Below are 19,390 nucleotides of genomic sequence, written 5' to 3'. Positions count from 1 at the left end.
ATTAAAAATAAAGGGTTAATCAGTTGGTAAGTTAAAGAGTTTATAATCTTTCTTCAACTTACCAACCTCTCAACTCATCAATTAAACTTACATTTTATACCTTTTGGCACTGATAGTCATCTCACCTGTAGATGCCTTGTTAATATAAACATATGCCCGATATTTAGCGTCTGCTGTCTCAATCCATGCACCGGCTTCTTCTTTCAATCCCAAGATATAGTTCATGCCCTTAGACATATCGATTGTTTCAAAATCCAAATCATCAACAAATTTGCTATATTGCAAATCAGACAATTGACGATCCTGTAAACCATAAATTTTGATCATCTTGGTATTATTGACAAAACCAGAAGGGAGTTTCGCTTCACCCATATATTCTTTTGGAGAAGAGGGAGTATAGAAAGCATGTGACAGATCAGACTTTCCACTATAGGCATACATGATATCAATCTTCGCTGCCAATGAAGGATCAGCCTGTAAGTCTTCCTTTGAATAGATATGTACAGCTTCTCCTTCATTCGAAAATGAAAGATAACATTTGTCATCAGTCACTGACAAATCCTTGATCATATCCATTTTTGAAATTTTATACGGGCCTAATTTGTATTCCGCAGTCTGGCCGTTACTGGCTTTAACCGAGAATGCAAACTGTACTTCTTTACCACGAGCCTCCTCCGGTATAATATAATAGTAACGAAGAGTCGCCGCACAAGTATCAACAGAAAAATTTATAGAAGTTGTCGATCCACTTGTTTGTGAGTCCGAACAAACTTTTACGGGGATATCCTGACCAGAAGAATTTGTATAATACGAATTAGGATCAAAGTAAGTACCGGCAGCACCGGCAATACTGCTCACCACCTGAGCGGACGAAAGTTTTCCCAGTTCATCAGGAATAGCCATCGCATAGACAAATTCTATTTCATTGCCTACGATATTCGGAGCAACAGGTAGACTGCGTTTGATACAATCATTGCTTAATGCAGAGACCGGATCCTTAAATAACACGGGATCATCATCACATGCAACCAAAGTTAAAGCAAATGACAACAATATAAAATAATAATATTTCAGTTTCATACTTTTCATCTTTTATTATTGCAATGGTCTTTCTACTATAAGGAATATGTATTCCTTTTTAATTTCACGATTACCGGCGATTACAGTAAATCGTTTGGCTGTCGAGGGAAATGCCGACGGATTATTAACTATGCGTTCACCCAACTGATCTGACGGATTCCCGGACTTCCAATCACCTTCGATGAATTCCAGGTTCATTTTGGAACCGGAGAAATCCATCCAATCCGTAATTTTAGGAGCCAGTTTTGCATCTTCACAAAGAGATATACGCGGCCAAACATTATTAATCGGAGTACCAAATTTGACATACATAACAGCGACTTGAGCTGTCGTATCAATATAGGCATTACCCAACTTAATCGTCTGATGATCCGTATCATACAAATCAAAGTTACTCACATAACATTCCGCTCTTGTCGTGATCAGCAAACCGTCTTCATCTACCGGAAAATCTTCACATGATGCGGCAATCAGGGCAATGAACAGAAACAAGCAAATTTTATTAATCATATTTTTCATATCATCCAATTTTTAATTACAACCATGGTGTATTCTGTGTCAAATTCGGATTCTTATTTCTTTCAGAAGGTGGAATCCGGAAGATATAGTTTCGTTGATAGTTCAACAAGGAAGTATTATTAAACACAGTCTGCCTCAAAGCACCGTGTGTATCATACATCCTAACCCCAGGAGATGTCTGTGGCGGCAAAAAGACGCGTTCTATGGACCGCCAGCGGCGAAGATCGAAGAAACGCTGTCCTTCCGCAAACAATTCTACTATTCTCTCCTGCTCGATCGCATAAAAGAATGTCAATTTATCAGCATATTTCTCTGGTTTTAAAGCCGGCAAATTACCGCGATGCCGAACTCGATTGACAACATCAAGTGCCAGTCCTCCATCACCTGTAGGACCATAAGCCTCATTGGCTGCTTCCGCATACATCAAATAGACATCGGCCAAACGCATTACCGGCATATGGTAATCACCATCCGAACGACCTTGTCCAGCATAATTGCGGACAAACTTTCTCATGATATAACCGGTCTGATCACCATCGGCATTGATAGCGCCGTACCCGTCTACCGTACCTTTTAATGTCTTATACTGATACTTACGAATTTGATCAAAAGAAAGACTTAACATGGTCACCATCGTTTCTCCGTCCCATAATAATGTCGATTTCATACGGTAATCACGATCTTTATAAGATTCAGGATTTAAAGCAGAATTAATAGCTGTACGAGCATCTGCATCAGCCGGATTCTTCGGGATCAGATTTTCGCAAAAATCACCAGTGACAGTTGACTGGTAACGATTAGCCAATTCTGCACGTGGTTGTCCCCATCCTTGGCTACCTTCCGTTGCACGTGTACCGAAATCTCTCATCAACTCTTCCCCCTGTCCGGTTCCGGTTCCACCATGCGTAAAACCGACCATTAATTCAGGATCTGCATTTGCCGTTGGTAAAAAGAGATAGAAATAATTAGGCAATACTTCACATCCCCCCATTTCTCCCCAATCGCCAGGTTCACCATTACGGAACAAACTAATACCAGATTCCTCGATTACTTTCTTAAAATCGGCAGCTGCATCTTTATAGGCTTGTGCCGACTCAGACGCATTAGGAGTGAACGTGTCTAATTCCGGCCAACCTCCGTCAGGAGAGACTGGAGTATTCCACGGCCAAGAGGTACGGTTCCAGCAAGCCCAAAAAAGTTGCAATTTACCCCGGAATGCCAAAGCGCCCCATTTAGTAAAACGTCCTAAAGCCACCGGTTTTGCCGGAAGTTTTTCCCAGGCATAAGTAAAATCATCATAAATATGCTGCTTAATTTCAGTAATAGAAGTACGTGAAATGTTGGCTACCTCATCATTACTCTCTATGATCTTATCAAAATACGGCACATCTCCCCACATGGAAATCAGGCGGAAATAAGCCATTCCTCTTAACATCTTAGCTTCACCAATAAAGGCTTCCAACTTTGCTTTAGACTCTTCCGTCTTGACATCGGGGAGCATTTTTTCTATATTCTGAATAGCATAGTTGGCACGATTGACCGTTGCATAAGCATATTGATAATAATTATCGAAACTACTCCCGTATGTGGAAGAAGGATTATTATAAGAACCGCTACGATAAGCGATGCTCCGGTCTCCGGTAGCTTGAGATGTGCCGACATTTCCTCTGAATCTCAGATATTCCGTGTTCCCATCGAATACATAATCACGATTGAACATAGCTCTCGCCTGGCTATAAACACCATTGATTGCATATTCTGCATCACTTTCTGTTTTCCAATATAAGGAAGAAGCCAGTTCTCCTGCCGGAGTCTGGTTCAATAAATTATCAACGCATGAAGATAATGTCAGATTAGCTCCAACAACACATGCGATCGTTAATATTATAAATCCATTTTTTTTCATACCATTCCTGTTTAAAAACTAACATTAAGACCGATTGAGAAAGACCGGTTGATCGGATACAAGTCACGGGCACTGTTTTTCTTTTCAGGATCCAGCCCAGGATATTTTGTCACGGTAAACAAATTTTCGGCTGAAGCATAAATCCTCAAATTCGTCATCGATATCTTTGATAAAAGTTTTTTCGGCAGATTATATCCTAACATGATATTTTTCATTCTAAGATAATTCATGTTATAAAGCCAATAGCTGTTATCGCTTCTATCCGTACTTGTACCTAATCTCGGCCACTCCCCACCTCTGTTCTCTAAAGACCAGGGTTCGGTCCAGTGATCCCATGTGGAAGCATATCGCCTGTCGGCAAATGCCGTATTATTAAAGTCTGTAAGCCAGAAATCCTTACGTCCCAAACCTCCATTAAACAACATAGAGATATCGAATCCTTTCCAAGCAGCCTGCAAGGTAATACCATAAGTTGTTGTCGGACGATCCCGCTGAATATTCGGATAAGCTTTTTTATCTTTGCCATCTATTATACCATCGCCGTTCAAATCTTTACGGATCACATCACCTGGCGATAGACCTTGAGGCGTGTTGTTATAAATATCCTGCCAAGTTTGAGCAATACCGTTGTTTTCATAAATATATAAGAAATGGTAAGGCATATCCAGATAAACCCATCCCCGACTGAGGAATTCGTTCCACTCTTTCAATACTGTTCGGTTATAAGCTCCGTTCAGGTTAACAGAATAATCCACATTACCGATTTTATCTTTCCAGGTCAAGTTCAATTCCAAACCCCTATTCAGCAAATCACCGATATTAGCACGGGGAGCACTATACGCACCAGTCAGGTGTATTGACATCTGGGACGGGCGGTTCATACCTGTACGCAAACGGTTATAGAAATCGATTTCCGTACGCAAGCGATTATTCAAGAAACCTAAATCCAAACCCACGTTGATATCCGTAGATACTTCCCAAGAAAGATCTTTGTTAACCATTTTCTTGTTGACAAATCCTTTAACAACATCGCTCGACATATAATTCATAGCGCTTAGGGTTTCCAACTGTTCAAAACGGCCAACTCCCGAATTGTCTCCTAACTTTCCCCAAGAAGCACGAAGTTTACCACTTGAAAGCCAAGAAGAAAAATATTTCTTCAGAAACTCTTCTTCAGTGAAACGCCAACCTGCTGCCACAGTCGGGAAGAAACCATACTGATGACCTTTTATAAACTTTGAAGATCCATCCACGCGGAAACTGAATTCTAACAAATACTTGTCATATGCGCTATAATTCATACGCCCGATATAGGATCTCAAACCTTCAGAAGCAGAACTTCCCGAATTACTTTGAACATTCGTCAAAGCTGCATTAATTTCACTGGTCGACGGATGAATACGATCGTTGCGGGAAGCCCCCGTTGAACGGGTATGCCAATATTCTTCGCTATAGACAAACATAGCACCGATATTATGATTTTTCGCAATAGTCGTTTCATATTGCAAACGACCATTCAACTGTGTCTTGTAGTTGGTTGTATTATTATCACTGACCCCCACATTATCAGCAACATAATAACGTCCGATATCTTTTCCTGTCTGAAAATCATAAGCAGCTCCGGTCGGAGTATCAGCCCTTTTCTGAAAATAGTTACTAAAGCTCAGTGCATAATCGATATGAGCTGTAAAACCCTTAAAGACATTCCAATCCAAATAAATACTTCCATTCAATTGTTGACGAGTCTGCTTCGGATTGCGGCTATCAAAAAAAGCATACGGGTTATAAGCCTGAATATCTTCGCCATAAGCCATAACGCCACCGTAACGGCCAGTCACAGGATCATAAGGAGTAACACCTGCAACTGCATATTGCATATCACCACCTCCGGAATCGCTGGTATCGTTATTCGTAATACCATCGGCATAACCACTATAAGTAAATTCAGACCAGTTGCCATCAAAACGAGCACCCACTTTCACATTATTGAACATATTATAGTCATAATTGAAACGGGTATTATAACGTTTGAAATCGTTTTTCATCTGAATACCCTCTTTGTCCATCATACCGATAGAAATGTAAAAATTAGACTTATCGTTTCCACCAGTTGCTGAAAGCGTATAGTTTTGAAGGGTACCGGTACGCATAAAAGTATCAAACCAATCAGTATTCGGATAGCGTAGCGGATCAATCATTCCCAACGCCATCCATTGATCGATCGTTCCATCTTTGAAGTTGTAACTTTCCCGTTTTGTACCTGATGCAGCCCTAAACTGTTGCAATGTCAATGCACGTGGGTAATCATCCATAAAGTCATAAGAACGTGAAGGTTTTTCTATCGCATAAGAACCCGTAAAATTAATACTTGTCTTCCCTTTTTTACCAGTACGAGTTGTTATCAGAATAACCCCATTAGCGGCACGGGATCCATAAATAGAAGCAGACGCTGCATCTTTCAATACCGAAATACTTTCAACATCTGCCATATTGATACGGTTGATATCTACATCCGGCATACCGTCAACGACTACTAACGGACTGGTATTGTTCACCGTACCCATACCACGAATCATCAATGAGGCATTATCATTACCAGCCATACTGGTTGTTTGGGAAACCTGTAAACCAGGTACCAAACCGGAAAGACCGGAAGACACATTGGATATAGAACGGCTCGATATTTTTTCATCAACATTGACAGCAGCCACCGCTCCAACTAAGTTTACCTTTTTTTGAGTACCATAGCCGACAACGACAACTTCTTCAATTGCTTGAGAATCTTCTTCCAATGTCACATTAATTTCCGATTGCCCTTTTACCGGAATCTCGATGGAAGTATATCCAATATAAGAAATTATCAAAATCGCATTTTCAGGAACATCCAGGCTGTACCGCCCATTTATGTCAGTGATCGTACCGGTCCCATTATCACCCTTAAGCACGACATTCGCACCTATGACAGGTTCACCTGTCTGATCTTTTATAATACCGGTGATTCGTTTACTTGCCTGGTATTTTTCATTTTTTGAAGGAATAGCTGATTCAGTCAGAATAATGTCTTTATCTACGACTTTATAAGCTATATTACTGTTTTTAAACAAAATGTCTAATATCGTAAAGATATCTTTGTTATCTACGGCAAGCGTTACTTTGCGATCGACATTGACCAACTTACTGTTATAGAAAAAATGATACTCCGATTTATTTTCTATAACGTTTAATACTTCTGCTATACTCTTCTTCTCTGCATTAATAGACAGTATCGTATTTGAAGCATAAGAACCTGATGCAAATACTGTTCCCGCGTAGAAAAACAGAAATAAAAAAATAAAATTAAATACTCGATAAATACCTGATTTCCGGAAATCAGGTATTGGATCACTGTGATCCAATACCTGATTTCCGGAAATCAGGTATTGGATCACTGTGATCCAATCGACCATCATTATTTTTAACCATACTTGTAATTATTGATTTAAGATTAAATTAAATCTGGATATCCAGACTATTAATTAATTTGACGAGAAAAATCCATATGTATTTATCCGTCGTTTTCTCTTTCTCTATTATTCCTTTTATTCCATAAGCATTAAATTTAAGTTAAACATCATACGCTCATTTTATCTTGTGAAGCACAACCTGTTCCCGCTGCTCGGACAGGCTATCATCTATTTCCATTCGTTTTATCGAATAATCAATCCGGGAGGAAATCCGAAGATAATCTAAAACTTGCGGTAACTGCCGATTATTAAAAGTACCGGTAAAACGATACGAATTAATTACCGAATCCATTACTTTAAAATCGGCATTATAAAAATTAGCCAAACATCCCAAGACTTCGGGTAAAGGTGTTTCTTTAAAGACTAAACGTCCATCCTTCCAGGCAATCTCCCCCTCAACATCAACATTCATAACCTCTAAGGTCTTATCAGTTAAATCATAAATTGCTTTTTCCGACGGATACAAATTCCTTACACTTGTTTTTCCCTCATCCTCTTCCATTACAATATTAACAGCTCCGGAAACTAAAGTCGTTTGTACAACATCCTCTTTCTCATAAGCCCTAACATTGAATTCTGTTCCAAGAACTTTCACTTTCAACCGATCATGAGACACACTCACAATAAACGGATGTTCCGGATCATGTTTCACTGAAAAATAAGCTTCACCAACAAGCGTCACCTGCCTTTCTTTTTTATCATATGATGCAGGATAAGATAGCGTACTGCCTGAATTCAAATAAGCAATCGAACCATCCGGCAAATCAAGACTTGTCCTCACACCTCTATTTGCACAAACCGTTATTTGCTGCGGAGTCAACGCGGAAGACTTCCGCAACAAAAACGAAATAGCTGTCGACATACCCAAAAGTCCGACAAAGCACGCCGCAATAATAGAAATCCTGTATAACCTTATATTTTTCTTGCGCTTATTTATACGCTTTTGAACTTTTTTGTAAGCCTCAATAGAATTTCGGGAAAGGATACGTTCACTTGTTTGAGATGTATAAAAAATACGGGCGGTCTGTAATACGGTTTTCTCGTTTTCTTCTGAAATCCGCATCCAATCCTCCACAAGATTCCTTTCCTCTTCAGTCGTCATACCTCTAAAGTATTTGAAGAGCAAAGTAGTATCAGGAATTATTCCGCTTGTATGTTCTTTTTCGATTTCCATTCTATATATACGACAAAACCACATGAACCATACCCTAAACAGAAAATACAGTTTTTTGCAAAAAAATAAATGTTAGTGAGACTTTGATTAAAGTTTTCAGGAAAGAACCTACTTATAAATTCAAAATGGTTTTATTATTTTTTACCTTTGCGCAAAGAGATAAAAAATCTAAATGGAAAGGGCATGGACGATAAGAACTTAATCACCTTATTACAAGAAGGAGATAAGGATGCTTACAAGCAACTGTTTGTCAAGTATTACTCCCCCCTTTGCGAATATGCGTCCCAGTATATTTCCGATGATGATTCTGAAGAGCTTGTGCAGGAGTTGATGCTTTTCCTTTGGGAGACACGGGAGAATCTTGTAATTGAGACGTCTTTGAAATCTTATCTGTTTATCTCCACCAAGCACCGCTGCCTCAATGCGATCAGGAAAAACCAGTATCACGAACGTATACATACCCAGATCTATGAGAAGATAAAAGATCAGTTTGAGGACCCGGACTACTATTTCGTGAATGAACTGACGGAAAATATACAAAAAGCGATCGAGAACCTGCCTGAAACCTATCGGGAGACATTTGCCATGAGCCGTTTCGGGGAAAAGACGAATGTGCAGATCGCCGAGAAACTCGGGATATCGGTAAAAACCGTCGAGTACAGAATATCGCAGGCACTTAAGATACTTCGCCTTAAATTAAAAGATTATTTGCCCCTCTTAATAAACATCCTGGGCTAAAAACGTATTATCAAAATGTAACTACTATAGCACCTAATTACGATTAATAGCCATAGTAAATGGAATTACTATAGCGGGTAATATTTTTTAACGCTTCATATAGATAGTAAGAAAGCTGAAACAGTATCAATCTGTCAAAGGTTATTTTTTAGTTAATAAATCAAAATCGAGCCAAACCTTATTAAACCTAAAATCCGCAACTATCATCCAATACACGATTAAGGGTAGATTTATGAGTCGTTAGTAGTAGCTTTCAGTAAAAAGCAACAGCACAACATCAATATGTAGCCAACATCCCCTTACCCCACGATGCGACTTGAGGTAATACGCAGATTCTAACCGGAAAGAAAGGATTCTTATCCGAATTCTGTTTTGAAGGGTTTTGCATAAGCGCGGTTCTCTGTGTAGATATTCAGCACGTATTGCCTTGCAGTCATGATCCACTTGGCAGGTACGGAGATGAATCTGAAGACAAAAGCCTTTATGCGACTCGTTTTCTTGAGCCCAAAAGCCTTGGTGTCAAGCCTGCTCATGATGGTCTTGTAGAAATTGTGTATCAATGCAGTAAGCAGAAGAAAGACAGTATTCTCCGCCATGAATGACTTGGGGAGCCTGCTCCAACCGAATCCGTTGTTCATGTCGTCAAAGATACGTTCCTTGCCGCCACGCAGATTGTAGAATTCAACAATGTCCCTTGTCGATGACTTGTAATCGTTGGTCAGAATACAACGGTAAGTGTATTCGCCTTCCCATAGGTCAAGGTCGCCACTGTTGCGTCTTTGTCTCTGGATGACAAGACGATAGCACTTGCCTTCCCATTTCTCAACGAGAATGGAATTGAGTTCGAACTGGATGCCGTTAATCTCCTCCGTCTTCCATCCTCTCAGAGCAAAGATGTCATTGTAGAGCGAACTGCATCGGTTGGCACGGATGTAGAAATGTTTGCAATGCTTCTCTATCTCACTGACGATTTCCTTCGAGCAGGAACCGCAGTCTGCCCTGAAGCGATTTACACGGATGTTCTGGGATTCCAGAAGAGCGAAGAATCTCTTATGGGTGTCTGCCTGATGAAAACGCACATTCGTGTTGCCATCGCTGTTCTCGATATAGACTATCTTGTCACCGATAACATATACGCCAGGCCTGTAGCCGAGGAACTTTTTGTAGGTCGGTTTTGCATCATACTTCTCCGTTTCAAGAAACTGATGGTCAAAGTCAACATCGTATTCCTCAATTTCCTTCAACTCGCCTGTAGAAACCAAAGCGTTTATAAGCAATGTGTTGAGTTTGTCTGCAGTATTGAAATCATAGGTCTTGCCTTGGTCGGAAGTATAGGAGATGTTTTCCTGTGTCAGTTCCTTGATGGCTCTGAGGATGGTATCAGAGCTGCATGTACGAAGGGTAGGATGATACGAGAGATGGCGCATCAGTTGTGACGTTACGTCTTCCACGCATGAGCCGCCACAGAAATAAACGCTCATCAGCGAACGGACTATCTCGCTGAACTGATATCCGATGATACTGCGGCATCTCTGACCCAGTGTTGAGTCGATAACGGGTGAAAGCATGGAGTCAAATTTCTCCATGATTGAAAAAATTCCTCCAAAAGGTGTGAGTTTCTCAGATTTTATTTGTACCTTTGCCATGCCTTGTTACGATTTTCGCTTGTTTTCTAATTGCAACACTAAGATAAGTGAAAAATCTGACACGGCAAAATCCTGGGCAACTTTTTGTTGCTCAGGAACTTATAAATTAATTTAAATCAAAGTTTTGCGGAATTAAGGTTAAACTAACGGGAAACTGCCGTGTCTATCTTCTCGTACTTAATATCAGATAAGATAAAACAAAAGTTATGAAATCGGGAAGGTATTTTTTTATTCTGTTTTTAATTCTGTTGACTATGCCGACGTATGCACAGCACGGTATAGACATCACCGGAACGGTGATTGAGGAGGGGACCAATGAACCGATCGAACAGGCTACAGTCCGTTTGTTAAGCGTAAAAGACAGTTCCATGATCGGAGGTGTCGCCACATCACGCAACGGAAGTTTCATTCTCAAGAATATAAAGAACGGCAGCTATCTGCTGCACGTGTCGTTTGTCGGATTCGATCCGCTCTATCAACCCCTGCGTATTACGGGAAAAACCAATCCGGTCAAGTTAGGCAAACTCGCACTTGCCGACGGAGCGATCCAGTTGGGCGAAGCTGTCGTGATCGGGAAAGCACCGGAAGTGACGGTACGCAACGATACGATGGAGTATAATGCGGATTCCTATAAAGTCACGGAAGGTTCCACGCTGGAAGACCTGCTGAAAAAGATGCCGGGTGTGGAAGTGGACAGTGAAGGGAAGATCACGGTCAACGGGAAAGAAATCAAAAAGGTACTGATCGACGGGAAGGAATTCTTCTCCGACGACCCGAAAGTAGCCTCCAAGAACCTGCCCTCGAAAATGATCGACAAAGTACAGGTTTTGGATAAACTGAGCGATATGGCCAAGATGACCGGATTCGACGACGGCGAAGAGGAAACCGTCATCAACCTGACCGTCAAGCCCGGTATGAAGCAAGGCTGGTTCGGAAATGCTTTTGCCGGTTACGGTAGCGAAGACCGGTATGAAGGAAACTTTATGGTGAACCGTTTCATCAACAACGACCAGTTGACTTTGATGGGAGGCATCAACAATACAAACAATATGGGATTCTCTGACCTTGCCTCCACCATGTTTTCTGGAATGGGCGGACCGCGTGGACGCCGGGGCGGCGGGGCCGGCAACGGTATCACGACATCCGGCAATATCGGCTTGAACTTCAGTAAGGAATTTAATCCGAAGCTAACAGTCGGGGGTAACCTTCGTTATTCTCATTCCGACAATGATGCGATCAGCAAAAGTAACCGGCAAAATATCTTACCGGGCGACAGCACCTCGTATTACAACGAAAACAATAACAGCAACACGCGCAGCGACAATGTGGCCGCCGACCTCCGTATGGAATGGAAACCCGACTCGCTTACCCAAATCATCTTCCGTCCGAGTTTCAGCTATAGCAACAGCCACAACCGCGAAGGGAGCACCTTCAACACGCTGAACGGAAACCGCGACACGGTCAACATCGGTGAATCCGATTACCTTTCCGACGGGAGCGGTTATAACCTCAACGCCCGCCTGGAGTTTAGCCGGAAACTCAACAGCGAAGGGCGCGTCTTCAGCGGATCTTTATCGGGCGGGCTAAGCGATTCCTATAATAAAGGTTTGAACTATTCTAACACCGAGTATCTGATGATGGCGAACGGAATGGACAACGAACTGGTGGACCAGCGTTTCCGTTACGACAACAAAGGGTTCAACTACCGGGCTTATTTATCCTGGGTAGAACCGATCGGCCACAATAATTTCATCCAGGCAACCTACAGCATCCGGCAAAACAAGCAGGAGTCCTTGAAAAACTCTTACACACGTGAAGAGGGAAGCGAAGATTACAATCTGCTGGACACGGCTTACAGCAAGAGCTACCGCAACAACTTCATCAACCAGCAGGTAAGCCTTGCCTTCAAAGCGATCCGGGAAAAATATGATTACACGGTCGGCCTGACGTTAGACCCGTCGCACAGCACGAGCGAGAACTTCGTGGGCGACACGATCTTGTCCAAGTTGTCCCGCAATGTGGTAAATCTCTCGCCAATGATCCGTTTCAACTATAAATTCGACAAGCGGACAAACCTTCGCATCAACTACCGCGGACGTACCAGCCAACCCAGCATGACACAATTGCAGCCAGTGGCCGATATCTCCGACCCGCTGAATACGACAATGGGTAATCCGGATCTGAAGCCGACCTATACCAACGACTTCTTCCTGCGTTTCCAGAAGTTCGTCCCGGACAAGCAAACGGCACTGATGGTGATGTTGAATTTCGACTATATAATCAACGCTATTGTCAACAAGTCTGTCTATGTCGGGAACACAGGTAAAAAGATGACGACTTACGATAATGTAAACGGGAACTACAACGGGAATATCCGCGTCCTGTTCAACACCCCTCTCAAGAACCGCAAGTTCTCAATCAACTCCATGACAATGGCCTCTTATGCCAACAACAACGGTTTTATCAATGACGAGAAAAACACAAACAAGAATCTTGTTTTGATGGAACGTGCGGGTATCGACTTTCGTTCCGACTATCTGGACCTCGGGCTGAACGGTAACATCCGCTACAACGGAACACAGAACTCACTTCAGGGACAGAGTGACCTGAACGCTTTCAACTACGGCGTGGGCGGAACGACGACCATCTACCTGCCACTCGATTTCAAGGTGGAAAGTGATATCAACTGGTCGACAAACTCAGGTTATTCCGACGGCTTCAAACAGAACGAAGTATTATGGAACGCCTCCGCCTCCAAATCTTTCCTGAAAGGGAAACAGGCGACACTCCGTTTCAAGATATACGACATATTGAAACAACGCAGTAACATCTCCCGTAGCGTAACCGCCAGCTATACGCAAGATTCCGAATACAATACCCTGGGGAGCTACTTCATGGTACATTTCATCTACCGCTTCAGCATCTTCAAAGGAGGAGCCAGCATGAACGACGTGCAGGGACCGGGCGGAAGAGGACCGAGGCATGGTGGTCCGATGGGTCCGCCTCCGGGTGGAAGATTCTGATAAATGATTCTCAAATAAACGTGCCGACCTTTTTCCAAAAAGGATACATACTTTTCAGAAAAAGGTCGGCACGTTTTTTATAAACCCTTATCAGAAATGCGAAAGAAAGACCTTAATCAACGAAGGTTCGAGTATAGCCGGGTAGATCAAACCGTAAAGCGCCCCGTAGAAGTGGGCGTTATGATTGACATTATCCCCCGCCTGCTTCGCCATATACTGGCAGTATGCCAGATAGATCACGCCAAAAATTATTCCCGGAATCGGCAACACGGCAAAGAACAGGATCTTCCCCCACGGGTCCAGAAAGATAGAGGTAAACAAGACGGCCGATACAGCCCCCGAAGCACCTATCGATACATAATAAGGATCATTACGCCGGCGGACCAAATCATACAGGGAGGCAGCAACCATCCCGCCAAAGTACAACCCCAGATAGCCACCCGCACCGAGCCCTAAATAGCCGAAAGCACTTTCCATATATGTCCCGAACGACCAGAAAGTAAACATATTCACAAGCAAATGCGTCATGTCGGCATGAACGAAACCATGCGTAATCAACCGGTACCATTCATGATTATGAACAGTACGATACGGTATGAAAGCCAACTTCCGGAACAACTCGTGGTTGCCGAAACAGATATAGGACACGATAACCGTGATCCCGATAATAACATAAGTAATCATTGTCTATTCTATATTTAATGGCGTCAAATGTAATAAAGATTGAACAATGTTTCCCTTATATGGTTTACAAAAACAAAGTTTTGCATTTGCTATTTCCGTTTTAGCTTCCTATCTTTACAAATTACAACATACTGACAGATATAAAAAACATCCGGAATGCTGGCACTCGTACACATACATATACAATGGATAGTGGGTATAATATTCATTATATTATACTGCGTCACCATTCTGGGACTGGTGCTGGTCATCATCACGGAAAACCGGAATCCATTGAAAACGATCCCCTGGGTGATCGTGCTGCTGCTCGCACCCGGTATCGGACTCCTGTTCTATTTCTTCTTCGGGCAGGATAACCGGAAGCAACGGATTATCTCCCGGCGTACCTACAAACGCATCATGAAGCGACCGCAGGAAGGTAAACTTCCGCAGGATGCCTGTTCCGTTCCCGCTCCCTATCAGCCTTTGGTTACGCTGTTGACAAACAGCAACCAGTCGTCCCTCCTATACGGAAGCGACATCACGATCTATACGAACGGGGCGGACAAGTTTCACGATCTTCAGGAAGAGATTGCCAAGGCAACCCATCATATCCATATCCAATATTATATCTTCTGCGACGACGAAGTTGGGAACAAGGTAAAAGAACTGCTTATCGAAAAAGCAAAAGAAGGTGTCGAAGTCCGCGTCCTTTATGACGACGTGGGTTGCTGGAACGTAAAAGACAAGTTCTTTAAGGATATGAAAGCCGCCGGGATCGAAGTCTATGCTTTCCTGAAAGTAGCCTTCCCGGTCTTCACCAGTAAGGTTAACTACCGGAACCACCGGAAGATCGTTGTCATAGACGGCAAAGTCGGCTTCATGGGCGGCATGAACATTGCAGACCGCTACACGAAAGGGACCAGTTGGGGAACATGGCGGGATACGCATTTCAAGATCATCGGGAAGGGAGTGCACGGTTTGCAGGCGGCATTCCTGATCGACTGGTATGTGGTCAGCAAGAAGCTGCTGAACGATAAGATTTACTATCCGCCGCTTCCGGTCTATTCAGACGACAATATCATGCAGATCTGCACCAGCGGTCCTGTCGGGCAATGGCGTACGCTCTTGCAGGCGGCCATCTTCACAGTGGCCAACGCGAAGAAATATGTATTTATCCAGACTCCTTATTTCCTGCCGACCGAAGGATTGAACCAGGCTTTGCAGATAGCGGCTTTAGGGGGGGTCGACGTACGGCTGATGCTTCCCAAGCGTTCGGACACGCGCACGGCAAACATGGCAACCCATTCTTTCATTGATGAGATGGTAAAAGCGGGCGTTAAGGTCTATTTCTATAAACCGGGATTCCTGCACTCGAAGTTGATGGTGGCGGACGACGAACTGACCTGTATCGGTTCCGCCAATATGGATTTCCGCAGCTTCGAGCATAATTTCGAGATCAACGCATTCGTCTACCAGCCTTCGTTCGCCTTGCAGATGAAGAAGGTGTTCCTGCACGACATGCACAGTTGCGAAAGGCTGGTCCCGTCCCGCTGGCTGAAGCGGCCGGTCAAGCAGCGCATAGCCGAATCGTTTATGCGTCTGTTTTCTCCTCTCCTTTAATAAAGATGGAAAAGTTCACCGAACCGTAGACACGATGCTGGAAGAAACAAGGCAGCCCGGAGAAATCGTTTGTCTTCGGATGCTCCATCACGAAGATTCCCCCGTCCCGCAGCAGGTCACGTCCGAAGACCAATTCCGGCACTTCGGGCAATTCTTTCAGGGCATAAGGAGGATCGGCAAAGATAAAGTCGAAGCTCCTGGCCGGAGCCGAATGGAGATAACGGAAAACATCGCCGCGTATCAACGTCAGCGAATCCGTTTTCAGTTCTTTGGCGACTTTGGCAATAAAAGAAGCATGGGCATTGTTCTTCTCTACTGCCGTCACACTCCGGCATTCGCGTGAAAGCAGTTCGAAAGAGATGCTTCCCGTCCCGGCAAACAAGTCGAGCGCATCCAATCCCTCGAAGTCAATATGATTGGAGATCACATTGAAAAGGTTCTCTTTGGCAAAGTCCGTCGTCGGACGGGCACTGAAAGTAGACGGGACATCGAAACGGCGCCGTCCGTATATTCCACTTATAATTCGCATAATGATAAAGCTATAAGATCCAGCGGAGCCTGCAACACCTCCGGCCCCATCAGATAGGCTTCGGAAGGGATCTCCAGCGGATCGATGTATTGTAAATAATTCCGCAACGTATTCGTTATATTACTCCGCAAGGCCACGTCACCGAAAAGCCGCAACTGGTCTTTTTGCTGATCCATTCCGGTCTGTTTCCATACATATAATATATAGTACAAAATATCGTCCGTATGTTCATACTCGAACGAGTTCACGAAAAGCAGATTCCCCTGCGCATAGCACGCCACATCCATCCTCCGGCGATGCAGCACAACATACAGCTGGCGGGGCAGTCGCGCACGGCTCTGTTTCTTCCACAACGAGAGCAGCGGACTGACATGATGGATAAAACGGGGCTTGACTAACGAGCGTGAACAAAATTCATAGACTTCCTCATCCACTCCGAATAGAAGTTCAGCCTGTTCATCCTTCAGTTCATTATTCAGGCAACGTCCTTCGGGAGAAGAAAACGTGAAGGCGAGCAGTTCGGCCTTCTGTTTCTCCTGAAAAACATCTTCCGGCACAAGCGTATATTGGGGAGTGACACAAACCACGTTAACCTGTTTGTAAAACCAGGTCAGGAAATCGTTTTCAAAGAAACATTCTTTCAGAGAAGACACATAAGGTTTTGTCCGGTCGAATTCGAGGTCTCTATAAAAGAAACTTTCGTTCACCGAAGGACTGTATGCGGAAAAAGAAAGTCCACCCGACCGAAGCCGGATGGACATTATGTAATTTTCCGAATGATCAGCTGTTAACTTATCAGACAGGTTAATAGCCATAGGCAATCATTAATCTTCCCAGTTACCTGCGTTGTTATTGATTTCTTCAACAGAACCTACGCGCAGACCCGGATATTTGTTCATCTTTTCAGCCTTATCCTTCAAGTTGTAAACTTCCTGTTTATTCAGATCACCCAAATAATCGTCATACAACACGCCGCACTGGAATACTTTTACAGTATAACCCGAACCGGAAGTAATAGTAGCCGTATCCATAGAGAACTGAACGCTTGCACCCGGTACATTGCGCATATCGTCTACATTATAATTGCTACCGAACAATGTGTCCACAGCCGTTACCCAAACAGTATCACGTCTGATCAAACCTTTCTTTACGGCTTCTTTCTCAGTCATACCTTTTTCGAGCTGTTCGTCAGTCAATACACCTTCCTTGATAAGGAACGGCAATTTTTCATCTTTTAAAAACTTACTCAGTTCATCAAAATTAGCTGCATGCACCTTGTGAAGGTTCTTGTACTCGATCTGCGCCTTACGGATATCGATCAAACGATTTTTGATCAAATTTTCACGACGATCCTTCTCTTCTTTGAACTCGATCGGACCCATAATACTTCTGTAACACATGTACGCAAGCAGTACTACTGCCACAGCCAATAAAATCTTTAATGTAACTTTCATGGTTTATATTGTTTTTTGAATTTATTTCGTTCGGCAAATTTAAAAAAGAATATTTAATACACTACCTTTATCGCGAAAATTATTGCGATCAAAATGATAAATAGTTATTTAAGCCGCCAAATTACACAAAATTTCCCATATAATCCGACCGAAGACCAGGTTTTAGCGTTAAATGTCCTATCCGATTTCCTTCTTTCGGAAGAAACGGATTCACTTTTACTGCTGAAAGGATATGCCGGAACCGGCAAAACTTCGCTGGTCGGAGCCTTGGTGAAGACGATGGCGGAGCTGAAACAAAAAAGCATCCTGCTCGCCCCCACCGGACGAGCGGCAAAGGTGTTTTCCGGCTATGCCGAGCAGAAAGCTTTTACGATACACAAGAAAATATATCGACAGAAAGCTTTTTCCAACGAGCCGACTGGTTTCCACCCGGCTGACAACCTGCATAAGGACACGCTGTTCATCGTCGACGAAGCCTCCATGATAGCCAATGAAGGACTGGACTCGTTTGTTTTCGGTACCGGACGCTTGTTGGACGACCTGATCCAGTATGTCTATTCCGGCGAGAACTGCCGCCTGATCCTAATGGGCGACGTGGCGCAGCTGCCTCCCGTCATGCAAACCGAAAGCCCGGCTCTTAATCCGGAGATATTGCGGGGATATAACTTGAAAGTAAAGGATATCACTCTTACCCAAGTTGTCCGCCAAAGCGGAGATTCGGGAATTTTGTTCAATGCGACCCGCCTTAGGGACGCTTTGCGGAACGAAACGGTCGAGATTTTCCCCAAATTAAGGTTGAAAGGATTCCAGGATTTCAGGAAAGTGAACGGCGACGAACTGATCGAAGAGATCTCTTCCGCCTACAGCCGGGACGGAATCGAAGACACCATGATTATTTCGCGCTCCAACAAGCGGGCTACTATTTATAATAATGGTATCCGCAACCGCATCCTGTACCGGGAAGAGGAACTTTCGTCCGGCGACCGGCTGATGATTGCCAGGAACAACTATTTCTGGACTGCCGGTAATAAGGAGATGGACTTTATCGCGAACGGCGAAATCATACAGGTGCTTCGCGTACGAAGGACTTACGAACTGTACGGTTTTCGCTTTGCCGATGTATCGGTCCGCTTCCAGGATTACGATCTCGAAACGGAAGTCAAGATCCTGCTCGACACTTTGCAGACCGACGCTCCCGCGCTGCCAAAGGAACTTAACGACAAGCTCTTCTATACCATCCTCGAAGATTACGACGATGTCCCGACAAAGGCCGGCAAGATGAAAAAGATGAAAGCCGATCCGCACTACAACGTCCTGCAAGTCAAATTCGCCTATGCCGTCACTTGCCACAAGGCACAGGGCGGACAATGGATGAACGTCTTTCTGGACATCGGTTATATCACCGAAGAAATGCTGGGGGAAGATTTTTACCGCTGGCTCTACACCGCCTTTACACGTGCGACCCACCGGCTTTACCTGGTCAACTTGCCGGAAGAGTTCGAAGAGTAGTAACCGACGAAGCCCCGGAGGCG

The 19,390-nt window shown here is 43.6% G+C and carries 14 protein-coding genes; 4 read left to right on the top strand and 10 right to left on the bottom strand.

The features are described from left to right. Window positions 1–87 precede the first annotated feature (87 nt). The 5 genes from ACPYIV_RS19330 to ACPYIV_RS19310 form a co-directional block, all read right to left on the bottom strand. On the bottom strand, window positions 88–1,080 hold the full coding sequence (locus ACPYIV_RS19330; RefSeq protein ID WP_293740519.1) for a DUF4466 family protein: 993 nt from the start codon (window positions 1,078–1,080) through the stop codon (window positions 88–90). Between the two features lie 15 nt (window positions 1,081–1,095). Then, complete coding sequence (locus ACPYIV_RS19325; protein ID WP_293740518.1) at window positions 1,096–1,599, bottom strand: hypothetical protein; 504 nt, start codon at window positions 1,597–1,599, stop codon at window positions 1,096–1,098. A 16-nt stretch (window positions 1,600–1,615) separates the two neighbouring features. After that, the gene (locus tag ACPYIV_RS19320; protein ID WP_425884676.1) at window positions 1,616–3,505 is read right to left on the bottom strand and encodes a RagB/SusD family nutrient uptake outer membrane protein; all 1,890 of its coding nucleotides are present in this window, start codon (window positions 3,503–3,505) and stop codon (window positions 1,616–1,618) included. Window positions 3,506–3,516: 11 nt separating this feature from the next. Then, the gene (locus tag ACPYIV_RS19315) at window positions 3,517–6,954 is read right to left on the bottom strand and encodes a TonB-dependent receptor (protein WP_425884674.1); all 3,438 of its coding nucleotides are present in this window, start codon (window positions 6,952–6,954) and stop codon (window positions 3,517–3,519) included. A 169-nt stretch (window positions 6,955–7,123) separates the two neighbouring features. After that, window positions 7,124–8,182 (bottom strand): FecR family protein, encoded by a 1,059-nt coding sequence (locus ACPYIV_RS19310; protein ID WP_425884672.1) that lies wholly within the window; start codon window positions 8,180–8,182, stop codon window positions 7,124–7,126. Window positions 8,183–8,365: 183 nt separating this feature from the next. Between ACPYIV_RS19310 and ACPYIV_RS19305 the strand changes: the two genes are divergently transcribed. After that, on the top strand, window positions 8,366–8,920 hold the full coding sequence (locus ACPYIV_RS19305; protein ID WP_293740514.1) for an RNA polymerase sigma-70 factor: 555 nt from the start codon (window positions 8,366–8,368) through the stop codon (window positions 8,918–8,920). A 356-nt stretch (window positions 8,921–9,276) separates the two neighbouring features. Here ACPYIV_RS19305 and ACPYIV_RS19300 read toward each other — a convergent pair whose 3' ends face one another. Next, the gene (locus ACPYIV_RS19300) at window positions 9,277–10,566 is read right to left on the bottom strand and encodes an IS1380-like element IS612 family transposase (protein ID WP_005815306.1); all 1,290 of its coding nucleotides are present in this window, start codon (window positions 10,564–10,566) and stop codon (window positions 9,277–9,279) included. A gap of 206 nt (window positions 10,567–10,772) precedes the next feature. Here ACPYIV_RS19300 and ACPYIV_RS19295 point away from each other — a divergent pair, with 206 nt between their 5' ends. Then, the gene (locus ACPYIV_RS19295) at window positions 10,773–13,589 is read left to right on the top strand and encodes an outer membrane beta-barrel protein (protein WP_425884670.1); all 2,817 of its coding nucleotides are present in this window, start codon (window positions 10,773–10,775) and stop codon (window positions 13,587–13,589) included. A gap of 90 nt (window positions 13,590–13,679) precedes the next feature. On the opposite strand, the gene ACPYIV_RS19290 is transcribed toward ACPYIV_RS19295, so the two are convergent. Further along, window positions 13,680–14,273 (bottom strand): rhomboid family intramembrane serine protease, encoded by a 594-nt coding sequence (locus ACPYIV_RS19290; RefSeq protein WP_293733929.1) that lies wholly within the window; start codon window positions 14,271–14,273, stop codon window positions 13,680–13,682. 156 nt (window positions 14,274–14,429) lie between these two features. Here ACPYIV_RS19290 and cls point away from each other — a divergent pair, with 156 nt between their 5' ends. Further along, entirely contained in the window at window positions 14,430–15,875 is a 1,446-nt protein-coding gene (cls, locus tag ACPYIV_RS19285) for a cardiolipin synthase (protein WP_293733928.1), read from the top strand. On the opposite strand, the gene ACPYIV_RS19280 is transcribed toward cls, so the two are convergent. The 3 genes from ACPYIV_RS19280 to ACPYIV_RS19270 are packed head-to-tail and all read right to left on the bottom strand — an operon-like array spanning window position 15,847 to window position 17,858. Beyond that, window positions 15,847–16,404, bottom strand: coding sequence for an RsmD family RNA methyltransferase (locus ACPYIV_RS19280; RefSeq protein WP_293733927.1), 558 nt, complete (start codon window positions 16,402–16,404; stop codon window positions 15,847–15,849). The two genes, cls and ACPYIV_RS19280, sit on opposite strands and share 29 nt — an antisense overlap. Then, window positions 16,392–17,219 carry a DUF3822 family protein gene (locus ACPYIV_RS19275; RefSeq protein ID WP_293733926.1) on the bottom strand — a complete coding sequence of 276 codons (828 nt, stop codon included), beginning with the start codon at window positions 17,217–17,219 and terminating at the stop codon, window positions 16,392–16,394. The genes ACPYIV_RS19280 and ACPYIV_RS19275 overlap by 13 nt, the downstream gene beginning before the upstream one ends. A 9-nt stretch (window positions 17,220–17,228) precedes the next feature. Continuing rightward, the gene (locus ACPYIV_RS19270; protein WP_293733925.1) at window positions 17,229–17,858 is read right to left on the bottom strand and encodes a hypothetical protein; all 630 of its coding nucleotides are present in this window, start codon (window positions 17,856–17,858) and stop codon (window positions 17,229–17,231) included. Between the two features lie 93 nt (window positions 17,859–17,951). On the opposite strand from ACPYIV_RS19270, the gene ACPYIV_RS19265 reads away from it, so the two are divergent. Continuing rightward, on the top strand, window positions 17,952–19,367 hold the full coding sequence (locus ACPYIV_RS19265; RefSeq protein WP_293733924.1) for an ATP-dependent DNA helicase: 1,416 nt from the start codon (window positions 17,952–17,954) through the stop codon (window positions 19,365–19,367). Window positions 19,368–19,390: the final 23 nt, after the last annotated feature.

Origin of the sequence: Parabacteroides vesiculifaciens (assembly GCF_049860805.1) — a bacterium.
Lineage (GTDB): Bacteria > Bacteroidota > Bacteroidia > Bacteroidales > Tannerellaceae > Parabacteroides.
This window is presented reverse-complemented; position numbering and strand designations above follow the sequence as displayed.

What these genes read in the sequence shown, in the direction of transcription:
- cls (WP_293733928.1), top strand. Translation starts at nt 14,430, where the DNA reads ATGCTGGCACTCGTACACATACATATACAATGGATAGTGGGTATAATA.
- ACPYIV_RS19310 (WP_425884672.1), bottom strand. Translation starts at nt 8,182, where the DNA reads ATGGAAATCGAAAAAGAACATACAAGCGGAATAATTCCTGATACTACT.
- ACPYIV_RS19325 (WP_293740518.1), bottom strand. Translation starts at nt 1,599, where the DNA reads ATGAAAAATATGATTAATAAAATTTGCTTGTTTCTGTTCATTGCCCTG.
- ACPYIV_RS19300 (WP_005815306.1), bottom strand. Translation starts at nt 10,566, where the DNA reads ATGGCAAAGGTACAAATAAAATCTGAGAAACTCACACCTTTTGGAGGA.
- ACPYIV_RS19330 (WP_293740519.1), bottom strand. Translation starts at nt 1,080, where the DNA reads ATGAAACTGAAATATTATTATTTTATATTGTTGTCATTTGCTTTAACT.
- ACPYIV_RS19305 (WP_293740514.1), top strand. Translation starts at nt 8,366, where the DNA reads ATGGACGATAAGAACTTAATCACCTTATTACAAGAAGGAGATAAGGAT.
- ACPYIV_RS19290 (WP_293733929.1), bottom strand. Translation starts at nt 14,273, where the DNA reads ATGATTACTTATGTTATTATCGGGATCACGGTTATCGTGTCCTATATC.
- ACPYIV_RS19315 (WP_425884674.1), bottom strand. Translation starts at nt 6,954, where the DNA reads ATGATGGTCGATTGGATCACAGTGATCCAATACCTGATTTCCGGAAAT.
- ACPYIV_RS19295 (WP_425884670.1), top strand. Translation starts at nt 10,773, where the DNA reads ATGAAATCGGGAAGGTATTTTTTTATTCTGTTTTTAATTCTGTTGACT.
- ACPYIV_RS19265 (WP_293733924.1), top strand. Translation starts at nt 17,952, where the DNA reads ATGATAAATAGTTATTTAAGCCGCCAAATTACACAAAATTTCCCATAT.
- ACPYIV_RS19320 (WP_425884676.1), bottom strand. Translation starts at nt 3,505, where the DNA reads ATGAAAAAAAATGGATTTATAATATTAACGATCGCATGTGTTGTTGGA.
- ACPYIV_RS19275 (WP_293733926.1), bottom strand. Translation starts at nt 17,219, where the DNA reads ATGGCTATTAACCTGTCTGATAAGTTAACAGCTGATCATTCGGAAAAT.
- ACPYIV_RS19270 (WP_293733925.1), bottom strand. Translation starts at nt 17,858, where the DNA reads ATGAAAGTTACATTAAAGATTTTATTGGCTGTGGCAGTAGTACTGCTT.
- ACPYIV_RS19280 (WP_293733927.1), bottom strand. Translation starts at nt 16,404, where the DNA reads ATGCGAATTATAAGTGGAATATACGGACGGCGCCGTTTCGATGTCCCG.